20 protein-coding genes are annotated in these 22,460 nt (G+C 67.3%); 12 read left to right on the top strand and 8 right to left on the bottom strand.

Annotated features, from left to right (window positions below; all coding sequences use genetic code 11):
- Positions 1-18: 18 nt before the first annotated feature.
- From kynU to asnS, 7 genes are all read right to left on the bottom strand, one after another.
- The gene (gene kynU / locus ACS0OT_RS12765; protein WP_065178616.1) at positions 19-1,293 is read right to left on the bottom strand and encodes a kynureninase; all 1,275 of its coding nucleotides are present in this window, start codon (positions 1,291-1,293) and stop codon (positions 19-21) included.
- 137 nt (positions 1,294-1,430) lie between these two features.
- Positions 1,431-1,952, bottom strand: coding sequence for a 3-hydroxyanthranilate 3,4-dioxygenase (locus ACS0OT_RS12760; protein WP_049439577.1), 522 nt, complete (start codon positions 1,950-1,952; stop codon positions 1,431-1,433).
- Positions 1,953-1,972: 20 nt separating this feature from the next.
- Positions 1,973-2,635 carry a carbonate dehydratase gene (gene can, locus ACS0OT_RS12755; RefSeq protein ID WP_005417406.1) on the bottom strand — a complete coding sequence of 221 codons (663 nt, stop codon included), beginning with the start codon at positions 2,633-2,635 and terminating at the stop codon, positions 1,973-1,975.
- A 72-nt stretch (positions 2,636-2,707) separates the two neighbouring features.
- On the bottom strand, positions 2,708-3,346 hold the full coding sequence (locus ACS0OT_RS12750) for an FMN-binding negative transcriptional regulator (RefSeq protein ID WP_005417405.1): 639 nt from the start codon (positions 3,344-3,346) through the stop codon (positions 2,708-2,710).
- Positions 3,347-3,353: 7 nt separating this feature from the next.
- Complete coding sequence (locus ACS0OT_RS12745; RefSeq protein WP_005417404.1) at positions 3,354-3,668, bottom strand: hypothetical protein; 315 nt, start codon at positions 3,666-3,668, stop codon at positions 3,354-3,356.
- 5 nt (positions 3,669-3,673) lie between these two features.
- Positions 3,674-3,973 carry a hypothetical protein gene (locus ACS0OT_RS12740; protein ID WP_005417403.1) on the bottom strand — a complete coding sequence of 100 codons (300 nt, stop codon included), beginning with the start codon at positions 3,971-3,973 and terminating at the stop codon, positions 3,674-3,676.
- Positions 3,974-4,003: 30 nt separating this feature from the next.
- Positions 4,004-5,398, bottom strand: a complete 1,395-nt coding sequence (gene asnS / locus ACS0OT_RS12735) for an asparagine--tRNA ligase (protein ID WP_005417402.1) — start codon at positions 5,396-5,398, stop codon at positions 4,004-4,006.
- A gap of 128 nt (positions 5,399-5,526) precedes the next feature.
- Between asnS and ACS0OT_RS12730 the strand changes: the two genes are divergently transcribed.
- The 6 genes from ACS0OT_RS12730 (at position 5,527) to zipA (ending at position 11,890) form a co-directional block, all read left to right on the top strand.
- Positions 5,527-5,865, top strand: a complete 339-nt coding sequence (locus ACS0OT_RS12730) for a HesB/IscA family protein (protein ID WP_005417401.1) — start codon at positions 5,527-5,529, stop codon at positions 5,863-5,865.
- Positions 5,866-6,106: 241 nt separating this feature from the next.
- Positions 6,107-6,544, top strand: a complete 438-nt coding sequence (rpsF, locus tag ACS0OT_RS12725; protein ID WP_005417400.1) for a 30S ribosomal protein S6 — start codon at positions 6,107-6,109, stop codon at positions 6,542-6,544.
- Positions 6,545-6,555: 11 nt separating this feature from the next.
- Positions 6,556-6,786, top strand: coding sequence for a 30S ribosomal protein S18 (gene rpsR / locus ACS0OT_RS12720; protein WP_002804494.1), 231 nt, complete (start codon positions 6,556-6,558; stop codon positions 6,784-6,786).
- Between the two features lie 104 nt (positions 6,787-6,890).
- Positions 6,891-7,340 carry a 50S ribosomal protein L9 gene (gene rplI / locus ACS0OT_RS12715; RefSeq protein ID WP_005417398.1) on the top strand — a complete coding sequence of 150 codons (450 nt, stop codon included), beginning with the start codon at positions 6,891-6,893 and terminating at the stop codon, positions 7,338-7,340.
- Positions 7,341-7,599: 259 nt separating this feature from the next.
- Positions 7,600-11,103 (top strand): chromosome segregation protein SMC, encoded by a 3,504-nt coding sequence (smc, locus tag ACS0OT_RS12710; RefSeq protein ID WP_442255842.1) that lies wholly within the window; start codon positions 7,600-7,602, stop codon positions 11,101-11,103.
- Between the two features lie 46 nt (positions 11,104-11,149).
- A complete protein-coding gene (zipA, locus tag ACS0OT_RS12705; RefSeq protein WP_005417392.1) occupies positions 11,150-11,890 on the top strand; it encodes a cell division protein ZipA in 741 nt (246 codons plus the stop codon).
- 186 nt (positions 11,891-12,076) lie between these two features.
- Here zipA and ACS0OT_RS12700 read toward each other — a convergent pair whose 3' ends face one another.
- Entirely contained in the window at positions 12,077-13,201 is a 1,125-nt protein-coding gene (locus ACS0OT_RS12700; protein WP_442255841.1) for a pyridoxal phosphate-dependent aminotransferase, read from the bottom strand.
- 258 nt (positions 13,202-13,459) lie between these two features.
- On the opposite strand from ACS0OT_RS12700, the gene ligA reads away from it, so the two are divergent.
- From ligA to gyrA, 6 genes are all read left to right on the top strand, one after another.
- A complete protein-coding gene (gene ligA / locus ACS0OT_RS12695; protein ID WP_442256442.1) occupies positions 13,460-15,931 on the top strand; it encodes an NAD-dependent DNA ligase LigA in 2,472 nt (823 codons plus the stop codon).
- A gap of 50 nt (positions 15,932-15,981) precedes the next feature.
- Positions 15,982-16,467: a GNAT family N-acetyltransferase gene (locus tag ACS0OT_RS12690; protein WP_053497333.1), complete on the top strand. Its 486-nt coding sequence runs from the start codon at positions 15,982-15,984 to the stop codon at positions 16,465-16,467.
- Positions 16,464-17,420, top strand: a complete 957-nt coding sequence (epmA, locus tag ACS0OT_RS12685; protein ID WP_442255840.1) for an EF-P lysine aminoacylase EpmA — start codon at positions 16,464-16,466, stop codon at positions 17,418-17,420. The genes ACS0OT_RS12690 and epmA overlap by 4 nt, the downstream gene beginning before the upstream one ends.
- A gap of 138 nt (positions 17,421-17,558) precedes the next feature.
- A complete protein-coding gene (locus ACS0OT_RS12680) occupies positions 17,559-18,287 on the top strand; it encodes a DUF3011 domain-containing protein (protein ID WP_053497330.1) in 729 nt (242 codons plus the stop codon).
- A 47-nt stretch (positions 18,288-18,334) separates the two neighbouring features.
- On the top strand, positions 18,335-19,399 hold the full coding sequence (gene mtnA / locus ACS0OT_RS12675; protein ID WP_139727336.1) for an S-methyl-5-thioribose-1-phosphate isomerase: 1,065 nt from the start codon (positions 18,335-18,337) through the stop codon (positions 19,397-19,399).
- 260 nt (positions 19,400-19,659) lie between these two features.
- A complete protein-coding gene (gene gyrA / locus ACS0OT_RS12670) occupies positions 19,660-22,374 on the top strand; it encodes a DNA gyrase subunit A (protein WP_065178624.1) in 2,715 nt (904 codons plus the stop codon).
- Positions 22,375-22,460: the final 86 nt, after the last annotated feature.

Below are 22,460 nucleotides of genomic sequence, written 5' to 3'. Positions count from 1 at the left end.
AGCAGGGGAGGGGGCGGCTTACAGGCCGGCCCAGGCTTCCACTTCCTCGACGAAATGGTGCACGTCCAGGTAGCGGTTGTAGAGCGGGGTGGGCGAGATGCGGATCACGTCAGGCTCGCGCCAGTCGCCGAGCACGCCGATGCCGCGCAGGTGCTCGAACAGTGCACGGCCACGCTCGCGGCCACCGATCACGCGCAGCGACAACTGGCAGCCGCGGCGCTGCGGATCGGCCGGGGTAATGATGTCCAGCACCTGCGGCAGGCGTGCGCGGACCAGTGCTTCGAGCAGGCCGGTCAGCGCCAGCGATTTGCTGCGCAGCGCCTCCATGCCGGCACGCTCGAACAGGTCCAGCGAGGCACGCAGTGGTGCCAGGCCGAGGATCGGCGGATTGCTCAACTGCCAGCCTTCGGCACCGATGGCGGGGGTGAACTGGGGCGCCATCTGGAAGCGGGTCGATTCCTCATGGCCCCACCAGCCGGCAAAGCGCGGCAGGGTGGTGTCGCGATGGTGGCGCTCGTGCACGAACGCGCCGGCCACCGCGCCCGGGCCGCTGTTGAGGTATTTGTAGTGGCACCACACGGCGAAATCGGGCGCCACCTCATGCAGGCGCAGCGGCAGGTTGCCAACCGAGTGCGCCAGGTCGAAGCCGATGCGTGCGCCCTGCAGGCGTGCGGCGCGGGTGATCGCATCGAGGTCGAAGGCCTGGCCGGTGCGGTACTGCACGCCGGGCCACAGCACCAGCGCCAGGCGCGGGCCGTGCTCGGCGATGGCGCGTTCGATCGCGGCCAGCGAAATCGTGCCGTTGGCTTCGTCCGGCTGCACTTCCACCAGACACTCGGCCGGGTCGAAACCATGGAAGCGGATCTGAGCTTCCACCGCGTGGCGGTCGGTCGGGAATGCGCCGGCTTCCATCAGGATCACCGGGCGCTGCGTGGTCGGCCGGTAGAAGCTGACCATCATCAGGTGCAGGTTCACGCTCAGCGTGTTCATCGCTACCACCTCGCTGGGCAGTGCGCCGACCACGCGCGCCAGCTGCGCGCTCACCAGGCGGTGGTAGGACAGCCACTGCGTCGGGCCGGTGAAGTGGCCTTCCACCGCCCGTTCGCCCCATTGTTTCATCACTTCCTGCACCGCTGCCTGCGCACCGCGCGGCTGCAGGCCCAGCGAGTTGCCGACGAAGTAGGTCTGCTCGCCGCCTCCATGGCGCGGAATCAGGAATTCGCCACGCAGCGGGCGCAGCGGATCGGCGGCGTCCAGGGCGATGGCGTGGGTGCGGCTGAGCAGGTCGGACATGGTCGGGCAACAGGCTGCAACGGGACCGCCAGTGTAGCGCCTGGGGCGTGCCTGCCGCCGAACCTGTAGAGCCGAGCCCATGCTCGGCTGCCGGGCCACGAAGCCGAGCATGGGCTCGGCTCTACAGGGGCAGGTGCTCAGCCCGCCGCCGGCACCGGCAGCGGATCCACGTGCCCGCACTGGCTGCAGGTACGCAGTTCCAGGCTGGCGTGGTAGCGCGCAAACACCTTGGGCAGGTCGGTTTCGATGTTCTGCAGCGGGAAATACTCTTCGTGCAGCTTGTGGTTGCAGCGCTCGCAGTGCCAGATCACGCCGTCCATCTCATGCGGCAGCCGCTTGCGCTCGACCACCAGGCCGATGCCCCCGGGCGGGCGCCGCGGCGAGTGCGGCACCTTCGCCGGCAACAGGAAGATCTCGCCGGCGCGGATCGGAATGTCGCGTACCGCGCCGTCCTCCTGCACCTTCAGCACCATCTCGCCTTCGAGCTGGTAGAACCACTCGGGGCCTTCGTCGTAGTGGTAGTCGGTACGCGAGTTCGGCCCGCCGACCACCATCACGATGAAATCGCCGTTGTCGATCATCTTGTTGCCCACCGGCGGCTTCAGCAGGTGGCGGTTCTCTTCGATCCAGGCGTGCAGGTTGATCGGTGGAGCGAGCATGGTGGTCATCCGTGTGGGGATCAGTCGCGACGGCCCTTGCGCGGCACGAAGGACAGCGCTTTTTCATACGCTGGCTGCAGCTCTTCCAGCGAACCGACGTCGATGCCCATTTCACGCACGCGTCCGTCTTTCAGGCTGTAGACCCAGCCGTGCACCATCAGCTTCTGGCCGCGGGCCCAGGCATCCAGCACGATGGTCGAGCGGCAGAGGTTGGCGACCTGCTCAATCACGTTCAGCTCGCACAGCCGGGCGTGCTTGAGTTCGTCGTCTTCGATGGCGTCGAGGATGCCCTGGTGCTTCTGCACCACGTCACCGACATGGCGCAGCCAGTTGTCGGCCAGGCCGACGCGGGTGTTGTGCAGGCAGGCATGCACGCCGCCGCAGCCGTAGTGGCCGACGATCAGGATGTGCTTGACCTTCAGCTGGTCCACCGCGTACTGCACCACGCTCAGGCAGTTAAGGTCGGTGTGGGCGACCACGTTGGCGACGTTGCGGTGCACGAACACTTCGCCCGGCGCCATGCCGATGATCTGGTTGGCCGGCACGCGCGAATCGGAGCAGCCGATCCACAGGTACTCGGGATGCTGCTGCTTGGCCAGCTGGTGGAAGAAGTCGGGGTCCTCCTTCTCGATGCGGTCGGCCCAGTCGCGGTTGTTCTGCAGCAGCTTGTGGATGTCTTTCATGTTCGGGTCCCTGGCGTCGGGTGGGGGCGCACCGCAGCCATCCAGCTGCGACGTCGCGGGAATCGGGGGCGTTCAGCCGCTGCGGGCGGCCTGTTCGCGGTGCCAGCGCATCCACTGCGCCAACTCGGTGGAGGAAGGGGTGCCCAGCTGTTCCAGTTCGGCGATCACGGCGCGCTGGTTGGCGTCGGGATGGTTCTGGCTCAGCTTCAGCTTCAGCTGCACGTGTTCGACCTGGAAACGGAAGCCGACGATGGCACGCAGTTCCGGGCCATGTTCGGCACGCGTGGCATCGAACTGCCAGGCCTGGCCGACGCTGGCTTCGAAGTGGTCGCTGATCGCGCCGACCAGCCCGGCCAGCGCATCGGTGTCGTCGAAGGTGTGCAACTGGCCACGCAGCTCGGCGGCGGCGTAGTTCCAGGTCGGCACCCGTGCGGCAGGCTCCTTGTCCGGATACCAGCTGGCCGAGACGTAGCCGTGTGGTCCGTCGACCAGCACCTTGGCCGCACCGCCGTGGCGCGACTGCCGGTTGGCGCGGGCCCAGTGCCCGCGCAGCTCGATGCGCTCGCCCTCGCGCCGGTACAGCACCGGCATCCGGGTCAGCTCCGGCAGGCCATCGCTGCCGGGGGTGAGCACAGTGACGAATGGATCACGCGCCAGCAGGCGGTCCAGCCAGAGCAGGTCGGTCTCGGCGAAGGCGCGTGGAGTGAACATGCCTGGATCAGGCGCGCGCGCCCAGCGACTGGATCATGCGGCCGCGCAGGCCTTCGTCGTTGTCGGCCTGCGGCGGCTGCACTTCGTGCAGGCTGAAGCCGCGCACCAGCGCGTCTTCCTCGTCCAGACCGTCATACTCGACGAATTCGGCGTCGAACAGCTGCGAACGGGCGGTGTCTTCGCTGTCATAGCTCAGCGTATTGCCGTCGCTGTCGAGCACCTCAGCGGTGCCGGCCGGGCGAACGCGCAGGCGCGCCCAGATCAGGGTGTTGCCGAGGCTGGCCAGCCACCAGCTGTCGCGCGAGGCGGAAATGTCATTCATGGGGGTTACCAGAGCGAGGCCAGCCAGAGCAGGGCGGCCATGCCCAGTCCGGCCAGCAGGGTCAGCAGCGATACCCAGGCCGGCGTCGCCAGCCCGGACAGCGAGCGGTCCGGCTGCTGGCGATAGTCGCGGCGCAACAGCCAGGCCAGGGCATCGGGCTTGAGGAAGGCGCCGCTGCCGAAGCGCTCGGCGAGCGCCGGATGGCGGTCGCGAACGTGCACCAGGGTCAGCGGCCAGAAGATCACGAAGGCACTGAACCCGGCCACTGCAACGCCGACGAAACACAGGGCGAAGAACAGGGTCATGGGAGCCGTACCTCCGTGGACGTGTGGGGCTTAGAAGTCCGCGCTGCCCGGGGCGCGCGGGTAGGGGATCGCATCGCGGATGTTGGACAGTCCGCAGACGTACACCACCAGGCGTTCGAAGCCCAGGCCGAAGCCGGCGTGAGGCACCGAGCCATAGCGGCGGAAGTCGCGGTACCAGCTGTAGTGCTCACGATCCAGGCCGAACTGGGCCATGCGCGCGTCCAGCACGTCGAGGCGCTCCTCACGCTGGCTGCCACCGATGATCTCGCCGATGCCCGGGGCCAGCACGTCCATCGCGGCAACGGTCTTGCCGTCGTCGTTCAGGCGCATGTAGAAGGCCTTGATGTGCTCCGGATAGTTGGTCACCACCACCGGACGGCCGACATGCTCCTCGGTCAGCCAGCGCTCGTGCTCGGTCTGCAGGTCCAGGCCCCATTCCACCGGGAAGTCGAACTTCCTGCCGGACTTCTGCAGCAGGCTGACCGCATCGGTGTAGTCGATGCGCTCGAACGGTGCGTTGATGAAATCTTCCAGCTTGGTGATCGCGTTCTTGTCCACGCGCTCGGCGATGAAGGCCAGATCGTCGCTGCGCTCGTTCAGCACGGCGCGGAACAGGTACTTCAGGAACTCTTCGGCCAGGCGTGCGTCTTCGGCCAGGTCGGCGAAGGCGATTTCCGGCTCGATCATCCAGAACTCCGCCAGATGGCGGGTGGTGTGGCTGTTCTCGGCGCGGAAGGTCGGGCCGAAGGTGTAGACCTTGCTCAGCGCCAGGCAGTACGCCTCGACGTTCAGCTGGCCGGACACGGTCAGGAACGTTTCCTTGCCGAAGAAGTCGCGGCTGAAGTCGATCGCGCCCTTCTCGTCACGCGGCAGGTTCACCATGTCCAGGGTGGACACGCGGAACATCTGGCCGGCGCCTTCGGCATCGGAGGTGGTGATGATCGGGGTGCTGATCCAGTTGAAGCCGTTCTCGTGGAAGAAGCGGTGCACGGCCTGGGCCAGGCAGTTGCGGATGCGGGTGACTGCGCCGAACAGGTTGGTGCGCGGGCGCAGGTGCGCCACTTCGCGCAGGAACTCCGGCGACATCGGCTTGGGCTGGATCGGGTAGGTGAGCGGGTCTTCGACCCAGCCGACCACGTCCAGTGCGCTGGCCTGGATCTCGAACGACTGGCCCTTGCCCTGCGACTTCACCAGGGTGCCGGTGCCGATGACCGAGCAGCCGCTGGTCAGGCGCTTGATCTCGTCGAAGTTGGCCAGGGTGTCGTTGGCCACGATCTGGATCGGGGCGAAGCAGGAGCCGTCGCTCACATTCACGAAGGCCAGATTCGCTGAACCGCGCACCGTGCGCACCCATCCGCGTACCGTGACTTCGCCGCCTTCCGGGATCTTCCCGGCAAGCGCATGTTCAACGCTGACCACCGTCATGACTTGAATCCTCTGCTGATCGACTCGATCTGTGAACACGGGAGTTTACCGGTTGCAGCGTTCTGCTTGCGAGGCATTTTTCGTGGCAACGGCTCCTTATAATGTCCCCGTACCTCTGGAGTAGCCCCATGGCCGTCAGCCTGACCCCCATTGCCTTCGAGCGCGTGCAGCGCTTCGTCGCCCAGACCCCCGGCGCGCTGGGCCTGCGTTTCGGCGTGACCAGGACCGGCTGCTCCGGCTGGGGCCACGTGACCGACCTGGCCCGCGACGAGCGCGAGGGCGATACCGTGTTCGACCAGGACGGTGTGAAGATCTATGTCGACGCCAAGAGCCTGGCGCTGGTGGACGGCACCGTGATCGACTTCGGCAAGCATGGCCTGAGCGAGACCTTCACGTTCAGCAACCCGAACGCCACCGCCGAGTGCGGCTGCGGCGAAAGCTTCACCACCGACGCCGACAAGGCCTGACGCGCGGCTTTGGCGCCCGCCGGGCATGGCCGGCGCTACCCGCCTGGTGGGTGCCGACCTTGATCGGTACCGGGGCAGGGCATCCCGGTTCAGAAGGTCGGGTGCCCCCGGTTGCCCGCCATCCCCATCTGCGCCATAATGCGCGGCTTCCTGCCTTCCTGGCGGGAATCCTTGCCCCACCGCGGTCTCAACGGCGGGGGGCTGTCCGGCCGAAAGGCCACATCCGAAAGGTAGAAAAAACATGAGTCGTCATTACGAAATCGTGTTCATGGTCCACCCGGACCAGAGCGAGCAGGTCCCGGCCATGATCGAGCGCTACAAGTCGCTGGTCGAGAACGGCAACGGCACCATCCACCGCCTGGAAGACTGGGGCCGCCGCCAGCTGGCGTACCCGATCCAGAACCTGGTGAAGGCCCACTACGTGCTGATGAACATCGAAGCCGACCAGGCCGTTCTGAACGAACTGACCGAGAGCTTCCGCTTCAACGACGCCGTGCTGCGCAACCTGGTCATCAAGCGTGACGAGGCTGACACCGAGCAGTCGCTGATCATGAAGAGCAAGGACGAGAAGGGTGACAAGCCGGAGCGCGGTGAGCGCCGTCGTCGTGACGACGAAGAAGGCGAGTCCAACACCACCGCTGACAACGAAGCCGGCGACGACGCCGCTTCCGCCGCCTAAGGAGCCTTCCCATGTCCAAGTTCTTCCGTCGCCGCAAGTTCTGCAAGTTCACTGCTGAAGGTGTGAAGGAGATCGACTACAAGGATCTCAACACCCTGCGCCAGTACCTGACCGAGAACGGCAAGATCGTGCCGAGCCGCGTCACCGGTACCAAGTCGAAGTACCAGCGCCAGCTGGCGACCGCCGTCAAGCGCGCCCGCTTCCTGGCCCTGATCCCGTACACCGACAACCACGACGTCTGATGCCGGCGGGGCGGCCCGGTGCCGCCCCCGCTGTGCCAGCTATTCGGACAGCCTTTGTTGCGGGGCATCGCCTCGCTAACGAATAACTCATCTGGAGCAATACCATGCAGCTGATCCTCCTGCAGAAAGTCACCAACCTCGGCAACCTGGGCGACCTGGTCGACGTGAAGCCGGGCTACGGCCGTAACTTCCTCGTGCCGCAGGGCAAGGCCGTGCCGGCCACCGAGAGCAACAAGGCCGAGTTCGAAGCCAAGCGCGCCGAGTACGAAGCCAAGGCCCAGGCCATCCACGCAGAAGCTGAAGGCCGCAAGGCCAAGCTGGAAGGCGCGAGCGTGACCATCGCCGCCAACGCTTCGACCGAAGGCAAGCTGTACGGCTCGGTCGGCCCGCGCGACATCGCCGAAGCCTTCACTGCCGCCGGCCTGCCGCTGGAGAAGAGCGAAGTCATCCTGGGTGAAGGCGCCTTCCGCAACATCGGCGAATACGACGTGCTGGTCCACCTGCACGCCGACGTCGAGACCACCGTCAAGGTCGTCGTCGTCGCCGAAGCCTGATCCCACGCCGCAAGGCCTGGCATCACCGCAGAACGGGCGCCCGCAAGGGTGCCCGTTTTGTTTTATGGTTCCGTTTCGCCAGCTCGGGCCACGTGCGGCCGGCGGGGCAGGGCCGGGCAATGTTCCACGCCCATTCGTAGAACACGGCCACATCGGTATACTCAGGGCGTCACACCCGTTCCACGGGCATCGATCCCAACAGGATCAATGACTTGGAGGGTAAACGCAGGCCGCTTGCCGGCCCCAGTCCGGAACCCCTATGCGTCTTTCCACGATCAAGCTGTCCGGCTTCAAGTCGTTCGTCGATCCGACCACCCTGCACCTGCCGACCAACATGACCGGCGTGGTGGGCCCCAATGGCTGCGGCAAGTCGAACATCATCGACGCCGTGCGCTGGGTCATGGGCGAGAGCTCGGCCAGCCGCCTGCGCGGCGACTCGCTGACCGACGTGATCTTTTCCGGTTCCAATGCCCGCAAGCCGGTGTCGCAGGCCACGGTCGAGCTGATCTTCGACAACTCCGACCACACGATCTCCGGCGAGTACGCCGCGTTCAACGAAATCTCGGTCAAGCGCACGGTCAGCCGCGACGGTACCAGCAACTACTACCTCAACGGCACCAAGTGCCGCCGCCGCGACATCACCGACCTGTTCCTCGGCACCGGCCTGGGCCCGCGCAGCTACTCGATCATCGAGCAGGGCATGATCAGCCAGATCATCGAGGCGCGCCCGGAAGACCTGCGCGTCTACCTGGAAGAGGCGGCCGGCATCTCCAAGTACAAGGAGCGCCGCAAGGAGACCGAGACCCGCATCCGCCACACCCGCGAGAACCTGGACCGGCTGGGCGACCTGCGCGACGAGATCAGCAAGCAGCTGGAGCACCTCAAGCGCCAGGCCAAGCAGGCCGAGCAGTACCAGGCCCTGCAGGAAGAGCGCCGGGTCAAGGATGCCGAGTGGAAGGCGCTGGAATTCCGCGGCCTCGACGGGCGCCTGTCGAAGCTGCGCGAAGGCCTGTCGCAGGAAGAGACCAGGCTGCAGCAGCTGATCGCCGACCAGCGTGATGCCGAGGCGCGCATCGAGACCTCGCGCGCGCGGCGCGAAGAGGCCGCCGACGCGCTGAACACCGCGCAGGCTGCGGTCTACCAGGTCGGCAGTACGCTGGCGCGCCTGGAACAGCAGATCCAGCACCAGCGCGAGCTGTCGCAGCGCCTGCACAAGGCGCGCGATGAAACCCAGCAGGCGCTGGCTGAACTGGGCCAGCACATCAGCGGCGACGAGGCCAGACTGAGGGTGCTGCGCGAGGCGGTGGAGGCCGCCACTCCGCAGCTGGAAGCACTGCAGGAAGAAAACGAGATCAAGCAGGAAAGCCTGCGTGAGGCTGAAGAGCGGCTGGCCAGCTGGCAGCAGCGCTGGGAACAGCACACCTCGCAGAGTTCGGAAGCCTCGCGCGCCGGCGATGTCGAGCGCACGCGCGTGGACTACCTGGACAAGCAGATCCTCGACGCCGACCGGCGTCGCGAGGCCCTGGCCGCCGAACGCGCAGGCCTGGACGTGGACGCGCTGGAAGAAGCCTTCGAGCAGCTGCAGCTGCAGCACGACACGCAGAAGGCCGCACTGGATGAATTGAGTGAAGACGTCGAGCTGCGCAAGCAGGGCGTGACGGCAGTGCAGGAACAGCAGCGCAATGGCCAGAACGAACTGGCTGAACTGCGCAAGCAGGCCAACGGCCTGCGCGGTCGCCTGGCCTCGCTGGAAACCCTGCAGCAGGCCGCGCTGGGCCAGGAGCAGGGTGCAGCCGTGGCCTGGCTGAAGGCGCGCGGGCTGGATTCGGCGGCGCGCGTCGGCGAACGCCTGGACGTGGATGCCGGCTGGGAGAACGCGGTGGAAAGTGCGCTGGGCCAGCTGATCGAAGGCGTGCTGGTCGATGACCCGGCCAGCCTGGTCGGCGCGCTGGGCGAACTTGGCGAAGGCCACATTGCGCTGGTCGCCGACGATGCTGCTGAACTGAAGGTGGCGCCGACCTCGCTGGCGGCACGCGTGCGCGGCCCGGCGGCGATCCGTCGGCTGCTGGCGCACCTGCATGGTGCGAAGGACCTGTCCGAGGCGAAGGCCCTGCAGGCCAGCCTGCCGGAAGGCGATTCGATCATCACCCAGGGCGGCGAGCGGCTGGGCCAGGGCTGGCTGCGCGTGTCGCGCTCCGGTGCCGCCGAGCAGGGCGCGCTGCTGCGCGAGCGTGAGATCAACGAACTGCGTGAGCAGATCGAGCAGCTGCAGGACCGCGAGGCCGAGCTGGAAGAGCAGCTGAGCGGTTTCCGTGAGCAGCTGCAGGCGGCCGAGCAGCAGCGCGAGGACGCGCAGCGCGCGCTCTACCAGGCCCACCGCGCGGTGTCCGAGCTGGCCGGCCAGCTGCAGGGCCAGCAGGGCAAGGTGGAAGCGGCACGCACCCGCATCGACCGCATCGAGGGCGAGCTGAAGCAGTTGCAGGAAACGCTGGAAGCCAACAACGAGCAGGCGCGTGAAGCGCGCTCGCGGCTGGAGAGTGCGGTCAGCAGCATGGGCGACCTGGAATCGACCCGGCAGCGGCTGGAGGGCGAACGTCGGCAGTTGACCGAGGCCCGCGACCTGGCCCGCGATGCCGCCCGCGCGGTACGCGAGCGCGCGCATTCGCTGGCCTTGACCCTGGAATCGCAGCGCGCGCAGCTGGACTCGTTGAGCCAGGCGCTGGAACGCATGGGCACCCAGCGCGGGCAGCTGGACGCGCGGCTGGGCGAGCTGCACTCGCAGCTGGACGAAGGGGATTCGCCGGTCGAATCGCTGCAGGCCGAACACCAGAACGCGCTGGAAGAGCGCGTGCGGGCCGACCGTGTGCTGACCGAGGCGCGAACGCTGCTGGACGGCATCGACGCCGAGCTGCGCAGCTACGAGCAGACCCGCCATCAGCGCGACGAGCAGGCGTTGGCCCAGCGCGAGCGCATTTCGCAGCGCAAGCTCGACCAGCAGGCCTTGGTGCTCAGCGCCGACACCCTGCAGGCGGCGGTGGAAAAGGCCGGCTTCGTGCTGCAGGACGTGCTCAATGCACTACCCGAGGACGCCCGCCTGGGCGACTGGGAGCAGGCCGTGCACCAGATCGACGCACGCATGCGCCGGCTGGAGCCGGTCAACCTGGCCGCCATCCACGAGTACGGCGAGGCTTCGCAGCGTTCGGACTACCTGGATTCGCAGCACGCCGACCTGACCACGGCGCTGGAAACACTTGAGGATGCCATCCGCAAGATCGATCGCGAGACCCGCGGGCGCTTCAAGGACACCTTCGACCGCGTCAACGCCGGCGTCCAGGCCCTGTATCCGCGCCTGTTCGGTGGCGGCCACGCCTACCTGGAACTGACCGGTGAAGACCTGCTCGACACGGGCGTGACCATCATGGCGCGCCCGCCGGGCAAGCGCGTGTCGAGCATCTCGCTGCTGTCCGGCGGCGAGAAAGCGATGACCGCGGTGGCGCTGGTGTTCGCCATCTTCCAGTTGAATCCCGCCCCGTTCTGCCTGCTGGACGAGGTGGACGCGCCGCTGGACGAAGCCAACGTCGGCCGCCTGGCCAACATGGTCAAGGAAATGAGCGAGAAGGTGCAGTTCCTGTTCGTCAGCCACAACAAGGCGACGATGGAGGCCGCGCACCAGCTGTCGGGCGTGACCATGCGTGAGCCGGGCGTCAGCCGCCTGGTCAGCGTGGACCTGGAAGAAGCGGCGCGATTGGCGGGCGCGGCCTGACGTGCCATCCTAGTTACCTGAATGAATTAGCCGGAGAACCTATCGAATGTCCGACACGGCACTGTTGCGCATCGGCATCCTGGCCGCCGGCCTGCTGTTGATCGCCGCGATCTTCCTGTTTGGCCGTCCGAAGAAGAAGCCCCAGGGCCGTCGCGTGGAGAACGCGGAACCGGCCAGTGGCGAGCGCCGCGAACCGGTCCTGGGCGAGGACGGCGTCGTGGTGGCCGAGGGCCGCGTCGAACCGGGCATGCGCGGCGAAGGCGAGCAGGCCGAACTTGGCCTGGCCGACACCGATCCGGGCGCGGCCAACGACCTCGGCAAGCGCACCACCCAGGATTTCGACAAGATCGTCTCGCTGTTCGTGGCCGCCCGTGCCGGCGAGCAGCTGCGCGGCGAAGACATCGTGGTGGCGGCGGAGAAGACCGGCCTGGTATTCGGCCACATGAACGTGTTCCACCGCCTGGTGGAAGGCCACCCCGAGCGCGGCCCGATCTTCTCGATGGCCAGCATCATGAAGCCGGGCAGCTTCGACATGGCCAACATCCGTGCCATGGAAACCCCGGCCATCGCCTTCTTCCTGACCCTGCCGGCGCCGCTGACCGCGCTTGATGCCTGGGAGAAGATGCTGCCGACCGTGCAGCGCATGGCCGAGCTGCTCGATGGCGTGGTGCTGGATGACAGCCGCAATGCCCTGGGCCGCCAGCGCATCGCGCACATCCGCGACGAGCTGCGTGCCTACGACCGCCAGCACCAGGCACCGCCGCTGACCAAGACCCCGCGCTGGTGAGCGCCATGGCGTGCCGACCAACGGTCGGCACCCACCCCGACCAACGGTCGGCATCCACCCCGACCAACGGTCGGCATCCACCCCGACCAACGGTCGGCATCCACCCCGACCAATGGTCGGCATCCACAACAGCAGATCCACGCCATGCGTGGATGGGGCGAACCAAGTTCGCCCCCACCAACGGGGTCAGGCCGGTACGCCGGCCACCTTGGCGAACGCACGGCGGAATGCGGCCATCTCGTCTTCGGTGCCGACGGTCACGCGCACGCGCTGTGGCCAGATCGGCCAGCTGCGGCCAATGATCACGCCGTTGTCTGCCATCGCCTTGGCAAAGGCGGCACCGTCGCGCTGCACATCCACCACGAAGCAGTTCGCTTCCGACGGGACGCAGCTGAAACCACGCTTGCCCAGCCACGCGATGGTGGCCTGCCGCACCTGGGCATTCTGCAGGCGCCGCTGCGCGATCAACTGGGGATCCTGCAGGCTGGCCAGTGCTGCGGCCAGTGCTGCCACGGGCAGTGGGTTGTCGCCCAGGCTGGCCAGTTCGCGCAGGCGGTCGGGATGTGCGGCCGCCACGCCCAGGCGCAGGCCGGCCATGCCGTACAGCTTGGAGAACGTGCGCAGCACGATCAGGTCATCGCGCTGCGCAACCTGCGCGATCAGGCTCGGCTGCTCGCTGTACTGCAGGTAGGCCTCGTCGACCAGCACGCGGGTCGATGCGGGCTTGTGGGCCAGCAGCCAGGCGAGCTCATCCGGTGGGCTGATCGAACCGGTCGGGTTGTTCGGATTGCACACATACACCAGCCCGGTCGGGCGCGCTTGCGCGGCGGCGGCCATCGCACGCAGATCATGCGCGCCGTCGTCGCGCAGCGGCACCTTCTGCACATGGGCGCCGCGAGCAGCGGCGACCTCGCCCAGGGTCTCGAAGGTCGGGTCGGCCACCACCAATCCCGCCTGCGGCCCGGTCCACACCGTGGCGGCGCGGTTCAACGGCTCGCTTGAGCCGGGATAGAGGCGCACGTGGTCGGTCGGAATACGTGCCTGCTCGATGAAGGCATCGCGCACCTGTGCGGCCAGGGCGAAGCGGTAGCGGCCGCAACTGGCGATACTGTCGCGCGCGGCCTGCTGGGCCGCCGGCGAGGGGCCGTAGGGGCACTCGTTGAAGTTCAGCAGTACGACGCCTTCGGCAGGGGCCGGGGCGACGGCGGCCGCAGGTTGGGCCTGGCCAAGCCGCGGCAGTCCGCTGCCAGCGACGGCGAGGCCGGCACCGGCCAGTTGCAGGAAGCGTCTACGGGAAGCAGGCAGGGTCACGGGTGGGATTCCGAGGAGTAGCCTTCGCACGCTAGCGCTGGTTGCGGTGGGCGGCAAGCCCGCTTTTTGTAGTGCCGAGCCATGGTCGGCTGCAGGTGTGCCAACCAAGGTTGGGCACCTGCCGGGGCGGGGAGATGGTAGGCATCCACCAGGGCAGGGGGGGCGCCCGTCGAGCATGGCTCGGCGCTGCGAAGGGGGGGCATTACAGGGCCTGACGGCCGGGCGCGGTAGAATCCCCGGCCATCCCAGAACCAGCGGATTCCGATGAGCTCCAGCCCCGCCGAACGCGCCGAAGATCTCCGCCGGCAGATCGCCCAGGCCAACCGCGCCTACCATGAGCTGGACGCCCCGGAGATCCCCGACATCGACTACGACCGGATGGTGCGCGAGCTGGAAGCACTGGAGCGCGAACATCCGGAACTGGCCCGGGCCGACAGTCCGACCCAGCAGGTCGGCGCGCGTCCCTCCGGCCGTTTCCCCGAAGTCCGCCATGCGGTGCCGATGTTGTCGCTGTCCAACGCCTTCAGCGATGAGGAAGTGGCGGATTTCGTGCGCCGCATCGATGAACGCCTGGGCCGCCGCAGCCTGCAGTTTTCGGCCGAGCCGAAGATGGACGGCCTGGCGATCAGCCTGCGCTATGAGGATGGTCATTTCGTGCTCGGCGCGACCCGCGGCGATGGCAGCACCGGCGAGGACGTGACCGCCAACCTGCGCGAGATCGGCGATGTTCCCAAGCGGCTGCACGGCAAGGACTGGCCGGACGTGCTGGAGGTGCGCGGCGAAGTCTACATGGCGCGTGCCGATTTCGAGGCATACAACGAACGTGCGCGCCTGCACGGCGGCAAGGTGCTGGCCAACCCGCGCAATGCGGCGGCCGGGTCGCTGCGCCAGCTCGACCCGAAGATCAGTGCGCAGCGCAGGTTGAGCTTCTTTGCCTACGGTACCGGTGAAGTGCAGGGCGGCGAGCTGCCCGATACCCATTCGGGCACGCTGGCGCAGCTCGGCGCCTGGGGTTTCCCGGTCAGCGCGCTGTGCAAGGTGGTGGAAGGCACCGACGGCCTGCTCGGCTACTACCGCGATATCTGCGAGCGCCGCGACGGCCTGCCGTTCGATATCGATGGCGTGGTCTACAAGCTCGATGACCGTGCCGGCCAGCAGGCGATGGGCTTTGTCTCGCGTGCGCCACGCTGGGCCATCGCGCACAAGTTCCCGGCACAGGAACAGAGCACCACGGTGGAGGCGATCGAGATCCAGATCGGCCGCACCGGTGCGGCCACACCGGTCGCGCGGCTGGCACCGGTGGCCGTGGCCGGCGTGATCGTGTCCAACGCCACGCTGCACAACGCCGACCAGATCGCACGCCTCGACGTGCGCGTCGGCGACAGCGTGATCGTGCGCCGTGCCGGCGACGTGATCCCGGAAGTGGTCAGCGTCATCCTCGATCGCCGCCCGCAGGGCACCACGCCCTGGCAGATGCCGACGCGCTGCCCGGTGTGCGGCTCGGAGATCGTGCGCGAGGAAGGGGCGGCCGCATGGCGCTGCTCGGGCGAGCTGTCCTGCCCGGCGCAGCGCAAGGAAGCCATCGCCCATTTCGCCTCTCGCCGCGCGATGGACATCGACGGCCTGGGCGACAAATACATCGAAACCCTCGTCGACGCTGGCATCGTCAAGAGCGTGGCCGACCTGTACCGGCTCAGTCGTGACCAGCTGCTGCACCTGAAGCTGGTGCTGGACGCTGAAGATCCCTCGGCGCTGGCCGCCGCACTGAAGCTGCACCTGCCGGCCGAAGGCAGTGGCGCGGTGCTCAATGCGGTGCTCAGGCTGGACGGCAACGATCCGGGCTGGCGCGCGCAGGCGCTGGCGCAGCCGGCCCGCTTCGAATGGAACACGAAGAAGATCGCGACCAAGTGGGCCGACAACCTGATCGCGGCCATCGACGCCAGTCGTGCCGCCACGCTGGAACGGCTGCTGTTCGCGCTGGGCATCGAGCACGTGGGCGAGAGCACGGCCAAGGCGCTGGCGCAGTGGTTCGGTGACCTGGAACTGATCCGCCACCTGCCGTGGCCATTGTTCAAGCGCGTGCCGGACATCGGTGGCGAAGTGGCGCGGTCGCTCGGCCACTTCTTCGAACAGCAGGGCAACCAGCAGGCCATCGATGACCTGCTGCAGGTCGGCCAAGTCCGCATCAGCGATGTGCACGCGCCCAGCGCCAGGCTGCGCGAGGGGCTGGACCTGGCGCAGCTGTTGGTCGAATCAGAGATTCCCGGCATCACCCGCCTGCGCGCGGAGAAACTGGTGGCCGCGTTGCCCGGTGCCCAGGCGGTGCTCGACGCCGAGCATGGGCAGTTCGTCAACGCAGGATTACCGGACGACACGGCGCGTGGCCTGGCCCAGTGGCTGGACAGCGAGGGCCATGGCGCGATGCTGCTGGCAGCCGAGAAGGCGATGCAGCAGATCCTGGCCAAGGCACCGGCGCTGGCCGAGATCGTGGCCGGCCCGCTGGATGGGCAGACCGTGGTGCTGACCGGCACCCTGGTCCAGCTCACCCGCGATGCCGCCAAGGAGCGCCTGGAGGCCCTCGGTGCAAAGGTCTCCGGCAGCGTCTCGAAGAAGACCAGCTTCGTGGTCGCCGGTACCGAAGCCGGTTCCAAGCTGGACAAGGCGCAGTCGCTGGGCGTGCCGGTGTGGGACGAAGACCGCCTGCTGGCCTATCTGGCCGAACACGAGTGACGATCCCGCCGGGTGTCCCCGCGCCCGGCATGAAACACAAAGGAACACCGATGCAGACCGCCCCGCTGGATTTCCGCCTGGCCACCCGTGCCGACGAGGAGCTGTTGATCGCGCTGATGCGCGAGTTCTACGCCGAAGACAGGATCGACTTCGATGACGCGCGCGTGCGTCGCGGCGTGGACGCGCTGCTGGCCGATCCGCGCAATGGCGAAGTGCTGTTGTGGATGGACGAGGCGGGCGAGGTAGTCGGCTACGCGGTGATCGCGATGGGCTTCAGCCTGGAGCAGGGCGGCCACTTCATGCTGCTGGACGAGCTGTACCTGAGCCATCGCGCGCGCGGTCGTGGCCGCGGCAAGCAGGCGCTGGCCATCTGCGAACAGCGCGCTCGTGGTCGTGGCGTCAGCCGCCTTCGCCTGGAAGTGAACCACCACAACGAACTGGCCCGACGCCTGTACCTGGCCAGCGGCTACATCGACGATACGCGCGATCTGCTGACCCTGCCGCTCGACCATCCGCGCCCGGAGGGCATTCTGTGAGCGAGGCCCTGCTGCGCGCGCTGCAGCAGCGCGCTGCGCTCAACGCGCTGGTGCGCCGCTTCTTTGCAGAGCGCGATGTGCTCGAGGTGGAAACGCCGATCCTGTCGGTCGCGGGCAACACCGAGCCGAACATCGACAGCTTCCATACCGACTTCACCGGCCATGTCGATGCCGGCGGACGCCGCCGCTGGCTGCGCACCTCGCCGGAGTATCCGCTCAAGCGCCTGCTCGCTGCCGGCGTGGGCGACTGTTACGAACTGGGCCGGGTGTTCCGCAATGGCGAGGCCGGTGGTCGCCACAACCCGGAATTCACCATGCTGGAATGGTATCGGGTCGGTTGGGACCACCATCGGCTGGTACAGGAGACCGCCGAGCTGATCGGGCAGGCGCTGGCCCTGGTTGGACACCGTGCGACCCTGCGCGTGCTGAGTTACCGCGAGCTGTTCCAGCAGCACCTTGGCGTGGATCCGTTCGAGGCGGATGAGTCCACGCTGCGTGCCGCGTTGGGCGAGGTGCACATTGACCCGGTCGGATTGACCCGTGATGACTGGCTCGACCTGCTGATGACCCATCGTATCCAGCCGCATTTCGACGACGCGGTGATGACCGTAGTGCATGACTGGCCAGCCAGCCAGGCCGCGCTGGCACGCATCCGCGCCGGCACGCCGCCGCTGGCCGAGCGTTTCGAGCTCTACCTGGGTGCAGTGGAGCTGGCCAACGGCTATCACGAACTGAACGACGCCGACGAGCAGCGCGCCCGCTTCCGGCGCGACCAGCAGCGCCGCCACGAACGCGGGCAGGTGCAGCCGCCACTGGATGAGGCGCTGCTGGCGGCGTTGCCAGCGTTGCCGGCCTGTGCCGGCGTGGCGCTGGGTGTCGATCGCCTGCTGATGGCGATGAACCGCACGCCACGCATTGCCGATGTGCTGGCCTACGACTTTGCCCACGCGTGACGCCCGCGCGTTGCTGAACATCCCAGGCTGAACGAAACGCGGGTTCTGCGCGCTTGCGTCGGCAAGCGGGATGATGCTTTTATCACGGCCAATGCCGGACACTGGCATGCAGTTCATCCATTCCTGCTGGGGAAGGCTTTGGTCAAGTGGTTTGCGGTTGTCGCTGCACCGATGTACTCCATTGCGCTCTGGGGTGCCTGGCTGCCGTCGCCGGCGTCGGCCCAGCAGGTGGGCTACGACGATGAAGTGGTGACCTGCGAGTCCCGCGACATGGGCTGGGTGCACTGCGACATCGACGTAGCCAACGGCGTCGATCTGGTGCGCCAGCTCTCGAGCAACAGCTGCATCCGCGGCAGCGAGTGGGGCACCGACCGCAGCGGCGTGTGGGTCACCCTTGGCTGCCGCGCCGAATTCCGGGCGCGCCGTGCGCAGGGTGTGGCACCTGCGGCAACGGAAGGCAAGCGCCTGGTGCGCCGCGTGGTGCGCTGCGAATCCAATGGCCGTCCGCAGAGTTGCCCGGTACGCCTGGATGGCGCGCCGGTGCGCCTGCTTCGCCAGTTGTCGGTGCTGCCGTGCCGGGAAGGCCAGGGATGGGGCTACAAGCGCAATGAAGTCTGGACCAGCCGTGGCTGCCAGGGCGATTTCGAGGTGGCCGACGAGGATGGCCGCTTCGTCGATGTGCCGCGCCGCCTGACCTGCGAATCGAAGTCGAAGAAGCGCCGCTTCTGCGGCGCGAGCATCTCGGTGGGTGCTGTGGTCTCCGAGCAGCTGTCCAGCACGCCCTGCGAGGAAGGCAGCACCTGGGGCTGGAACCGCAACGGGATCTGGGTGGATGGCGGCTGCCGCGCCGAATTCTCGGTGAATTGAGCCGGGGCAGGCTCCAACCACGCGGGGCGTGGCCCTACAATGGGCCCATGAACACTGCCTCCGACATCGACTACGCCCGTTACGACCACATCCGCCCGATCCTGTGGACCGGCGATGCCTTGCAACTGCTGGACCAGCGCAAGCTGCCGTTCGTGGTCGAGCACGTGGTCTGCCATGACAGTGACGAGGTTGCCAGCGCCATCCACGCACTGACCGTGCGTGGCGCGCCGGCGATCGGCATTGCCGCCGCCTGGGGCGTGGTGCTGGCCGCGCGCGAGGTGCAGGCCGCCGACGGTGCGCACGCGTTGCAGCAGCTGGAGCCGGCACTGCAGCGCCTGAACGCATCGCGCCCTACTGCGGTCAATCTGGCCTGGGCGCTGGCACGGATGCGCCGTTGCCTGAACGCTGCCGGCGCCGACTGGAAGGCGTTGCTGGAGTCCGAAGCGCAGGCGATCGCAGAGGAAGACCTGGCGGCCAACCGCCACATGGGCGCACTGGGCGCTGGCCTGATCGAGGCTGGCAGCGGTGTGCTGACCCACTGCAATACCGGCTCGCTGGCCACCGCCGGCTTCGGTACCGCGCTGGGCGTCATTCGCGCCGGCATGGCCCAGCACCGCATCGCGCGCGTGTTCGCCGGCGAGACCCGGCCGTGGCTGCAGGGTGCACGCCTGACCGTGTGGGAGCTGCAGCAGGACGGTATCGATGCCACCCTGATCGCCGACTCGGCGGCCTCGCACCTGATGAAGACCGGTGCCGTGCAGTGGGTGATCGTGGGCGCAGACCGCATCTGCGCCAATGGTGATACCGCCAACAAGATCGGCACCTACCAACTGGCCATTGCCGCACGCCACCACAGCGTGAAGTTCATGGTGGTGGCGCCGTCCTCGACCGTGGACATGGAGACCGTTGACGGCAGCCAGATCGAGATCGAGCAGCGCGACCCGGGTGAGCTGTATGGCGTGGGCGGTGCCCGCACCGTGGCCGAAGGCATTGCCGCCTGGAACCCGGTGTTCGATGTCACCCCGGGCGAGCTGATCGACGCCATCGTGACCGAGCGCGGGGTGATCCTGAACCCGACCGCCGAGAACATGCGCGCCGCCTTCGGCGGTTGAGGCGGGCAGGGTTGCGGATGTCTGTAGAGCCGAGCCCACGCTCGGCTCAGCCAGCGAATCCGCCGCAGCCGAGCATGGGCTCGGCTCTACAGGATAGGTGGGGCCCCTAAGTTCCTGATTTGTGCCGGTAAAATCCCCGTAAAGGCAGGCGGAAAACGGCCTGTTGTGGTAGTATCCACAGGTTGAATCGAGGTTCCGGCACGACCCCCTCCCGCAGAGGGTTGCGCCGGACTGGACCGCTACCAGACAACGGAACCCGAATGGCAGAAACCGCCAAGGAAATCATCCAGGTCAACCTGGAAGACGAGATGCGCAAGAGCTACCTCGATTACGCCATGAGCGTGATCGTGGGCCGCGCGCTGCCGGATGCGCGCGACGGCCTCAAGCCGGTGCATCGCCGCGTGCTGTATGCGATGAACGAGCTCAACGCACACAGCAACAAGCCCTACTTCAAGTCGGCGCGTATCGTCGGTGACGTCATCGGTAAGTACCACCCGCATGGCGACCAGTCGGTGTACGACACGCTGGTGCGCCTGGCGCAGCCGTTCTCGCTGCGCTACATGCTGGTCGATGGCCAGGGTAACTTCGGCTCCATCGATGGCGACTCCGCCGCGGCCATGCGATACACCGAGGCGCGCATGTCGCGCCTCGCGCACGAGCTGATGGCCGACATCGACAAGGAAACCGTCGACTTCCAGCCCAACTACGACGAAAAGGAACTGGAGCCGACGGTCATGCCGACCCGGTTCCCGAACCTGCTGGTCAACGGCTCGGCCGGTATCGCGGTGGGCATGGCGACCAACATCCCGCCGCACAACCTGAGTGAATCGATCAACGCCTGCATTGCGCTGATCGACAACCCGGAGATCGACGTCGACGGCCTGATGGAGTACATCCCGGGCCCGGATTTCCCGACTGCCGGTATCATCAACGGCACCGCCGGCATCGTCGCTGGCTACCGCACCGGCCGTGGCCGCGTGCGTATCCGTGCCAAGGCCGATATCGAAGTGGCCGACAATGGCCGCGAGTCGATCATCGTCACTGAAATTCCTTACCAGGTGAACAAGGCGCGTCTGATCGAGAAGATCGCCGAGCTGGTCAAGGAAAAGAAGATCGAAGGCATCAGCGAGCTGCGCGATGAGTCCGACAAGGACGGCATGCGCATCTACATCGAGATCAAGCGCGGTGAATCTGCCGAGGTTGTGCTGAACAACCTGTACCAGCAGACGCAGATGGAATCGGTGTTCGGCATCAACATGGTGGCGCTGGTCGATGGCCGCCCGCAGTTGATGAACCTCAAGCAGATGCTGGAGGCGTTCGTCCGCCACCGCCGCGAAGTGGTCACCCGCCGCACCGTGTTCGAGCTGCGCAAGGCGCGCGCCCGTGCCCACGTGCTGGAAGGCCTGACCGTCGCGCTGGCCAACATCGACGAGATGATCGAACTGATCAAGACCTCGCCGAACCCGAACGAAGCACGCGAGCGCATGCTGGCGCGCGTGTGGGAGCCGGGCCTGGTCGGTGCGATGCTGGGTGCCGCCGGTGCCGAAGCCTCGCGCCCGGAAGACCTGCCCAAGGGCGTGGGCCTGATCGAGGGCGGCTACCAGCTGACCGAGATCCAGGCCACCCAGATCCTGGAAATGCGCCTGCACCGCCTGACCGGGCTGGAGCAGGACCGCCTGACCGACGAGTACAAGCAGCTGCTGGAAGTGATCGCCGGGCTGATCCACATCCTGGAAGATCCCGACCGCCTGCTGCAGGTGATCCGCGAGGAGCTGGTCAACGTCAAGGCCGAGTTCGGCGACGAACGTCGCACCGAAATCCGCCACAGCGAAGAAGACCTGGACATCCTCGACCTGATCGCACCGGAAGACGTGGTGGTCACCGTGTCGCATGCCGGTTACGTGAAGCGGCAGCCGGTGAGCGTGTACCGCGCACAGCGCCGCGGTGGGCGTGGCCGCAGTGCGGCGGCGACCAAGGAAGAGGATTTCATCGAACAGCTGTGGCTGGTCAACACGCACGACACGCTGCTGACCTTCACCAGCTCGGGCAAGGTGTTCTGGCTGCCGGTCTACCAGCTGCCGGAAGCGGGTTCCAACGCCCGCGGCCGTCCGATCATCAACTGGATTCCGCTGGAACCGGGCGAACGCGTGCAGGCCGTGCTGCCGGTGCGCGAGTACGCCGATGGCCAGTTCGTGTTCTTCGCCACGAAGAACGGTACGGTCAAGAAGACCCCGCTGGGCGAGTTCGCCTTCCGTCTGGCCCGCGGCAAGATCGCGATCAACCTCGATGAGGGCGATGCGCTGGTCGGCGTCGGCCTGACCGACGGCCAGCGCGACATCCTGCTGTTCGCCTCCAACGGCAAGACCGTGCGCTTCGGCGAGGACAAAGTCCGCTCGATGGGCCGTACCGCAACCGGCGTGCGTGGCATCAGGATGCCGGCCGGCGAGGAAGTGGTCAGCCTGATCGTGGCCGAAAGTGCCGGTGGCATCGAGGACGAGAACGAGGACGACAACGGTGTCGAGGAAGCCGCCGCCACGGGTGATGCGGTGATCGATAGTGCCGACGACGCCAGCGTGCAGTACATCCTCACCGCCACCGAGAACGGCTACGGCAAGCGCACCCCGCTGCCGGATTACCCGCGCAAGGGCCGTGGCACGCAGGGCGTGATCGGCATCCAGACCACCGAGCGCAATGGCAAGCTGGTCGCCGCAGTGCTGATGGGCTCCCGCGACGAAGTCCTGCTGATCTCCGACGGCGGTACGCTGGTGCGTACGCGTGGCTCGGAAATCAGCCGCGTCGGCCGCAACACCCAGGGCGTGACCCTGATCCGCCTGTCCAAGGACGAGAAGCTGCAGGCGGTGGAGCGCATGGACGCCTCGATCGACGAGGACGAGGACGAGGTGGCAGTCGCCGCCCCGGCCACGACCGACAGCGCCCCGGCTGCGGCCAGCAGCGAGGACGCCGCACAGGACTGATCCTGCCGCGAGCCTGAGGCACCCGACGACGCCGGCCCTGTGCCGGCGTCGTCGTATCCGGATGCCACGCATACGCGCGCGCTTCA

Origin of the sequence: Stenotrophomonas maltophilia group sp. RY12688, from assembly GCF_052149045.1 — a bacterium.
Taxonomy (GTDB): domain Bacteria; phylum Pseudomonadota; class Gammaproteobacteria; order Xanthomonadales; family Xanthomonadaceae; genus Stenotrophomonas; species Stenotrophomonas sepilia.
Note: the sequence above shows the minus strand (reverse complement) of the source record. Positions and strands in the feature narration are given on the sequence as shown.

What these genes read in the sequence shown, in the direction of transcription:
- rpsF (WP_005417400.1), top strand. Translation starts at nt 6,107, where the DNA reads ATGAGTCGTCATTACGAAATCGTGTTCATGGTCCACCCGGACCAGAGC.
- ACS0OT_RS12745 (WP_005417404.1), bottom strand. Translation starts at nt 3,668, where the DNA reads ATGAATGACATTTCCGCCTCGCGCGACAGCTGGTGGCTGGCCAGCCTC.
- kynU (WP_065178616.1), bottom strand. Translation starts at nt 1,293, where the DNA reads ATGTCCGACCTGCTCAGCCGCACCCACGCCATCGCCCTGGACGCCGCC.
- can (WP_005417406.1), bottom strand. Translation starts at nt 2,635, where the DNA reads ATGAAAGACATCCACAAGCTGCTGCAGAACAACCGCGACTGGGCCGAC.
- ACS0OT_RS12760 (WP_049439577.1), bottom strand. Translation starts at nt 1,952, where the DNA reads ATGCTCGCTCCACCGATCAACCTGCACGCCTGGATCGAAGAGAACCGC.
- rpsR (WP_002804494.1), top strand. Translation starts at nt 6,556, where the DNA reads ATGTCCAAGTTCTTCCGTCGCCGCAAGTTCTGCAAGTTCACTGCTGAA.
- gyrA (WP_065178624.1), top strand. Translation starts at nt 19,660, where the DNA reads ATGGCAGAAACCGCCAAGGAAATCATCCAGGTCAACCTGGAAGACGAG.
- zipA (WP_005417392.1), top strand. Translation starts at nt 11,150, where the DNA reads ATGTCCGACACGGCACTGTTGCGCATCGGCATCCTGGCCGCCGGCCTG.
- mtnA (WP_139727336.1), top strand. Translation starts at nt 18,335, where the DNA reads ATGAACACTGCCTCCGACATCGACTACGCCCGTTACGACCACATCCGC.
- ACS0OT_RS12690 (WP_053497333.1), top strand. Translation starts at nt 15,982, where the DNA reads ATGCAGACCGCCCCGCTGGATTTCCGCCTGGCCACCCGTGCCGACGAG.
- smc (WP_442255842.1), top strand. Translation starts at nt 7,600, where the DNA reads ATGCGTCTTTCCACGATCAAGCTGTCCGGCTTCAAGTCGTTCGTCGAT.
- ACS0OT_RS12750 (WP_005417405.1), bottom strand. Translation starts at nt 3,346, where the DNA reads ATGTTCACTCCACGCGCCTTCGCCGAGACCGACCTGCTCTGGCTGGAC.
- ACS0OT_RS12730 (WP_005417401.1), top strand. Translation starts at nt 5,527, where the DNA reads ATGGCCGTCAGCCTGACCCCCATTGCCTTCGAGCGCGTGCAGCGCTTC.
- ACS0OT_RS12740 (WP_005417403.1), bottom strand. Translation starts at nt 3,973, where the DNA reads ATGACCCTGTTCTTCGCCCTGTGTTTCGTCGGCGTTGCAGTGGCCGGG.
- rplI (WP_005417398.1), top strand. Translation starts at nt 6,891, where the DNA reads ATGCAGCTGATCCTCCTGCAGAAAGTCACCAACCTCGGCAACCTGGGC.
- asnS (WP_005417402.1), bottom strand. Translation starts at nt 5,398, where the DNA reads ATGACGGTGGTCAGCGTTGAACATGCGCTTGCCGGGAAGATCCCGGAA.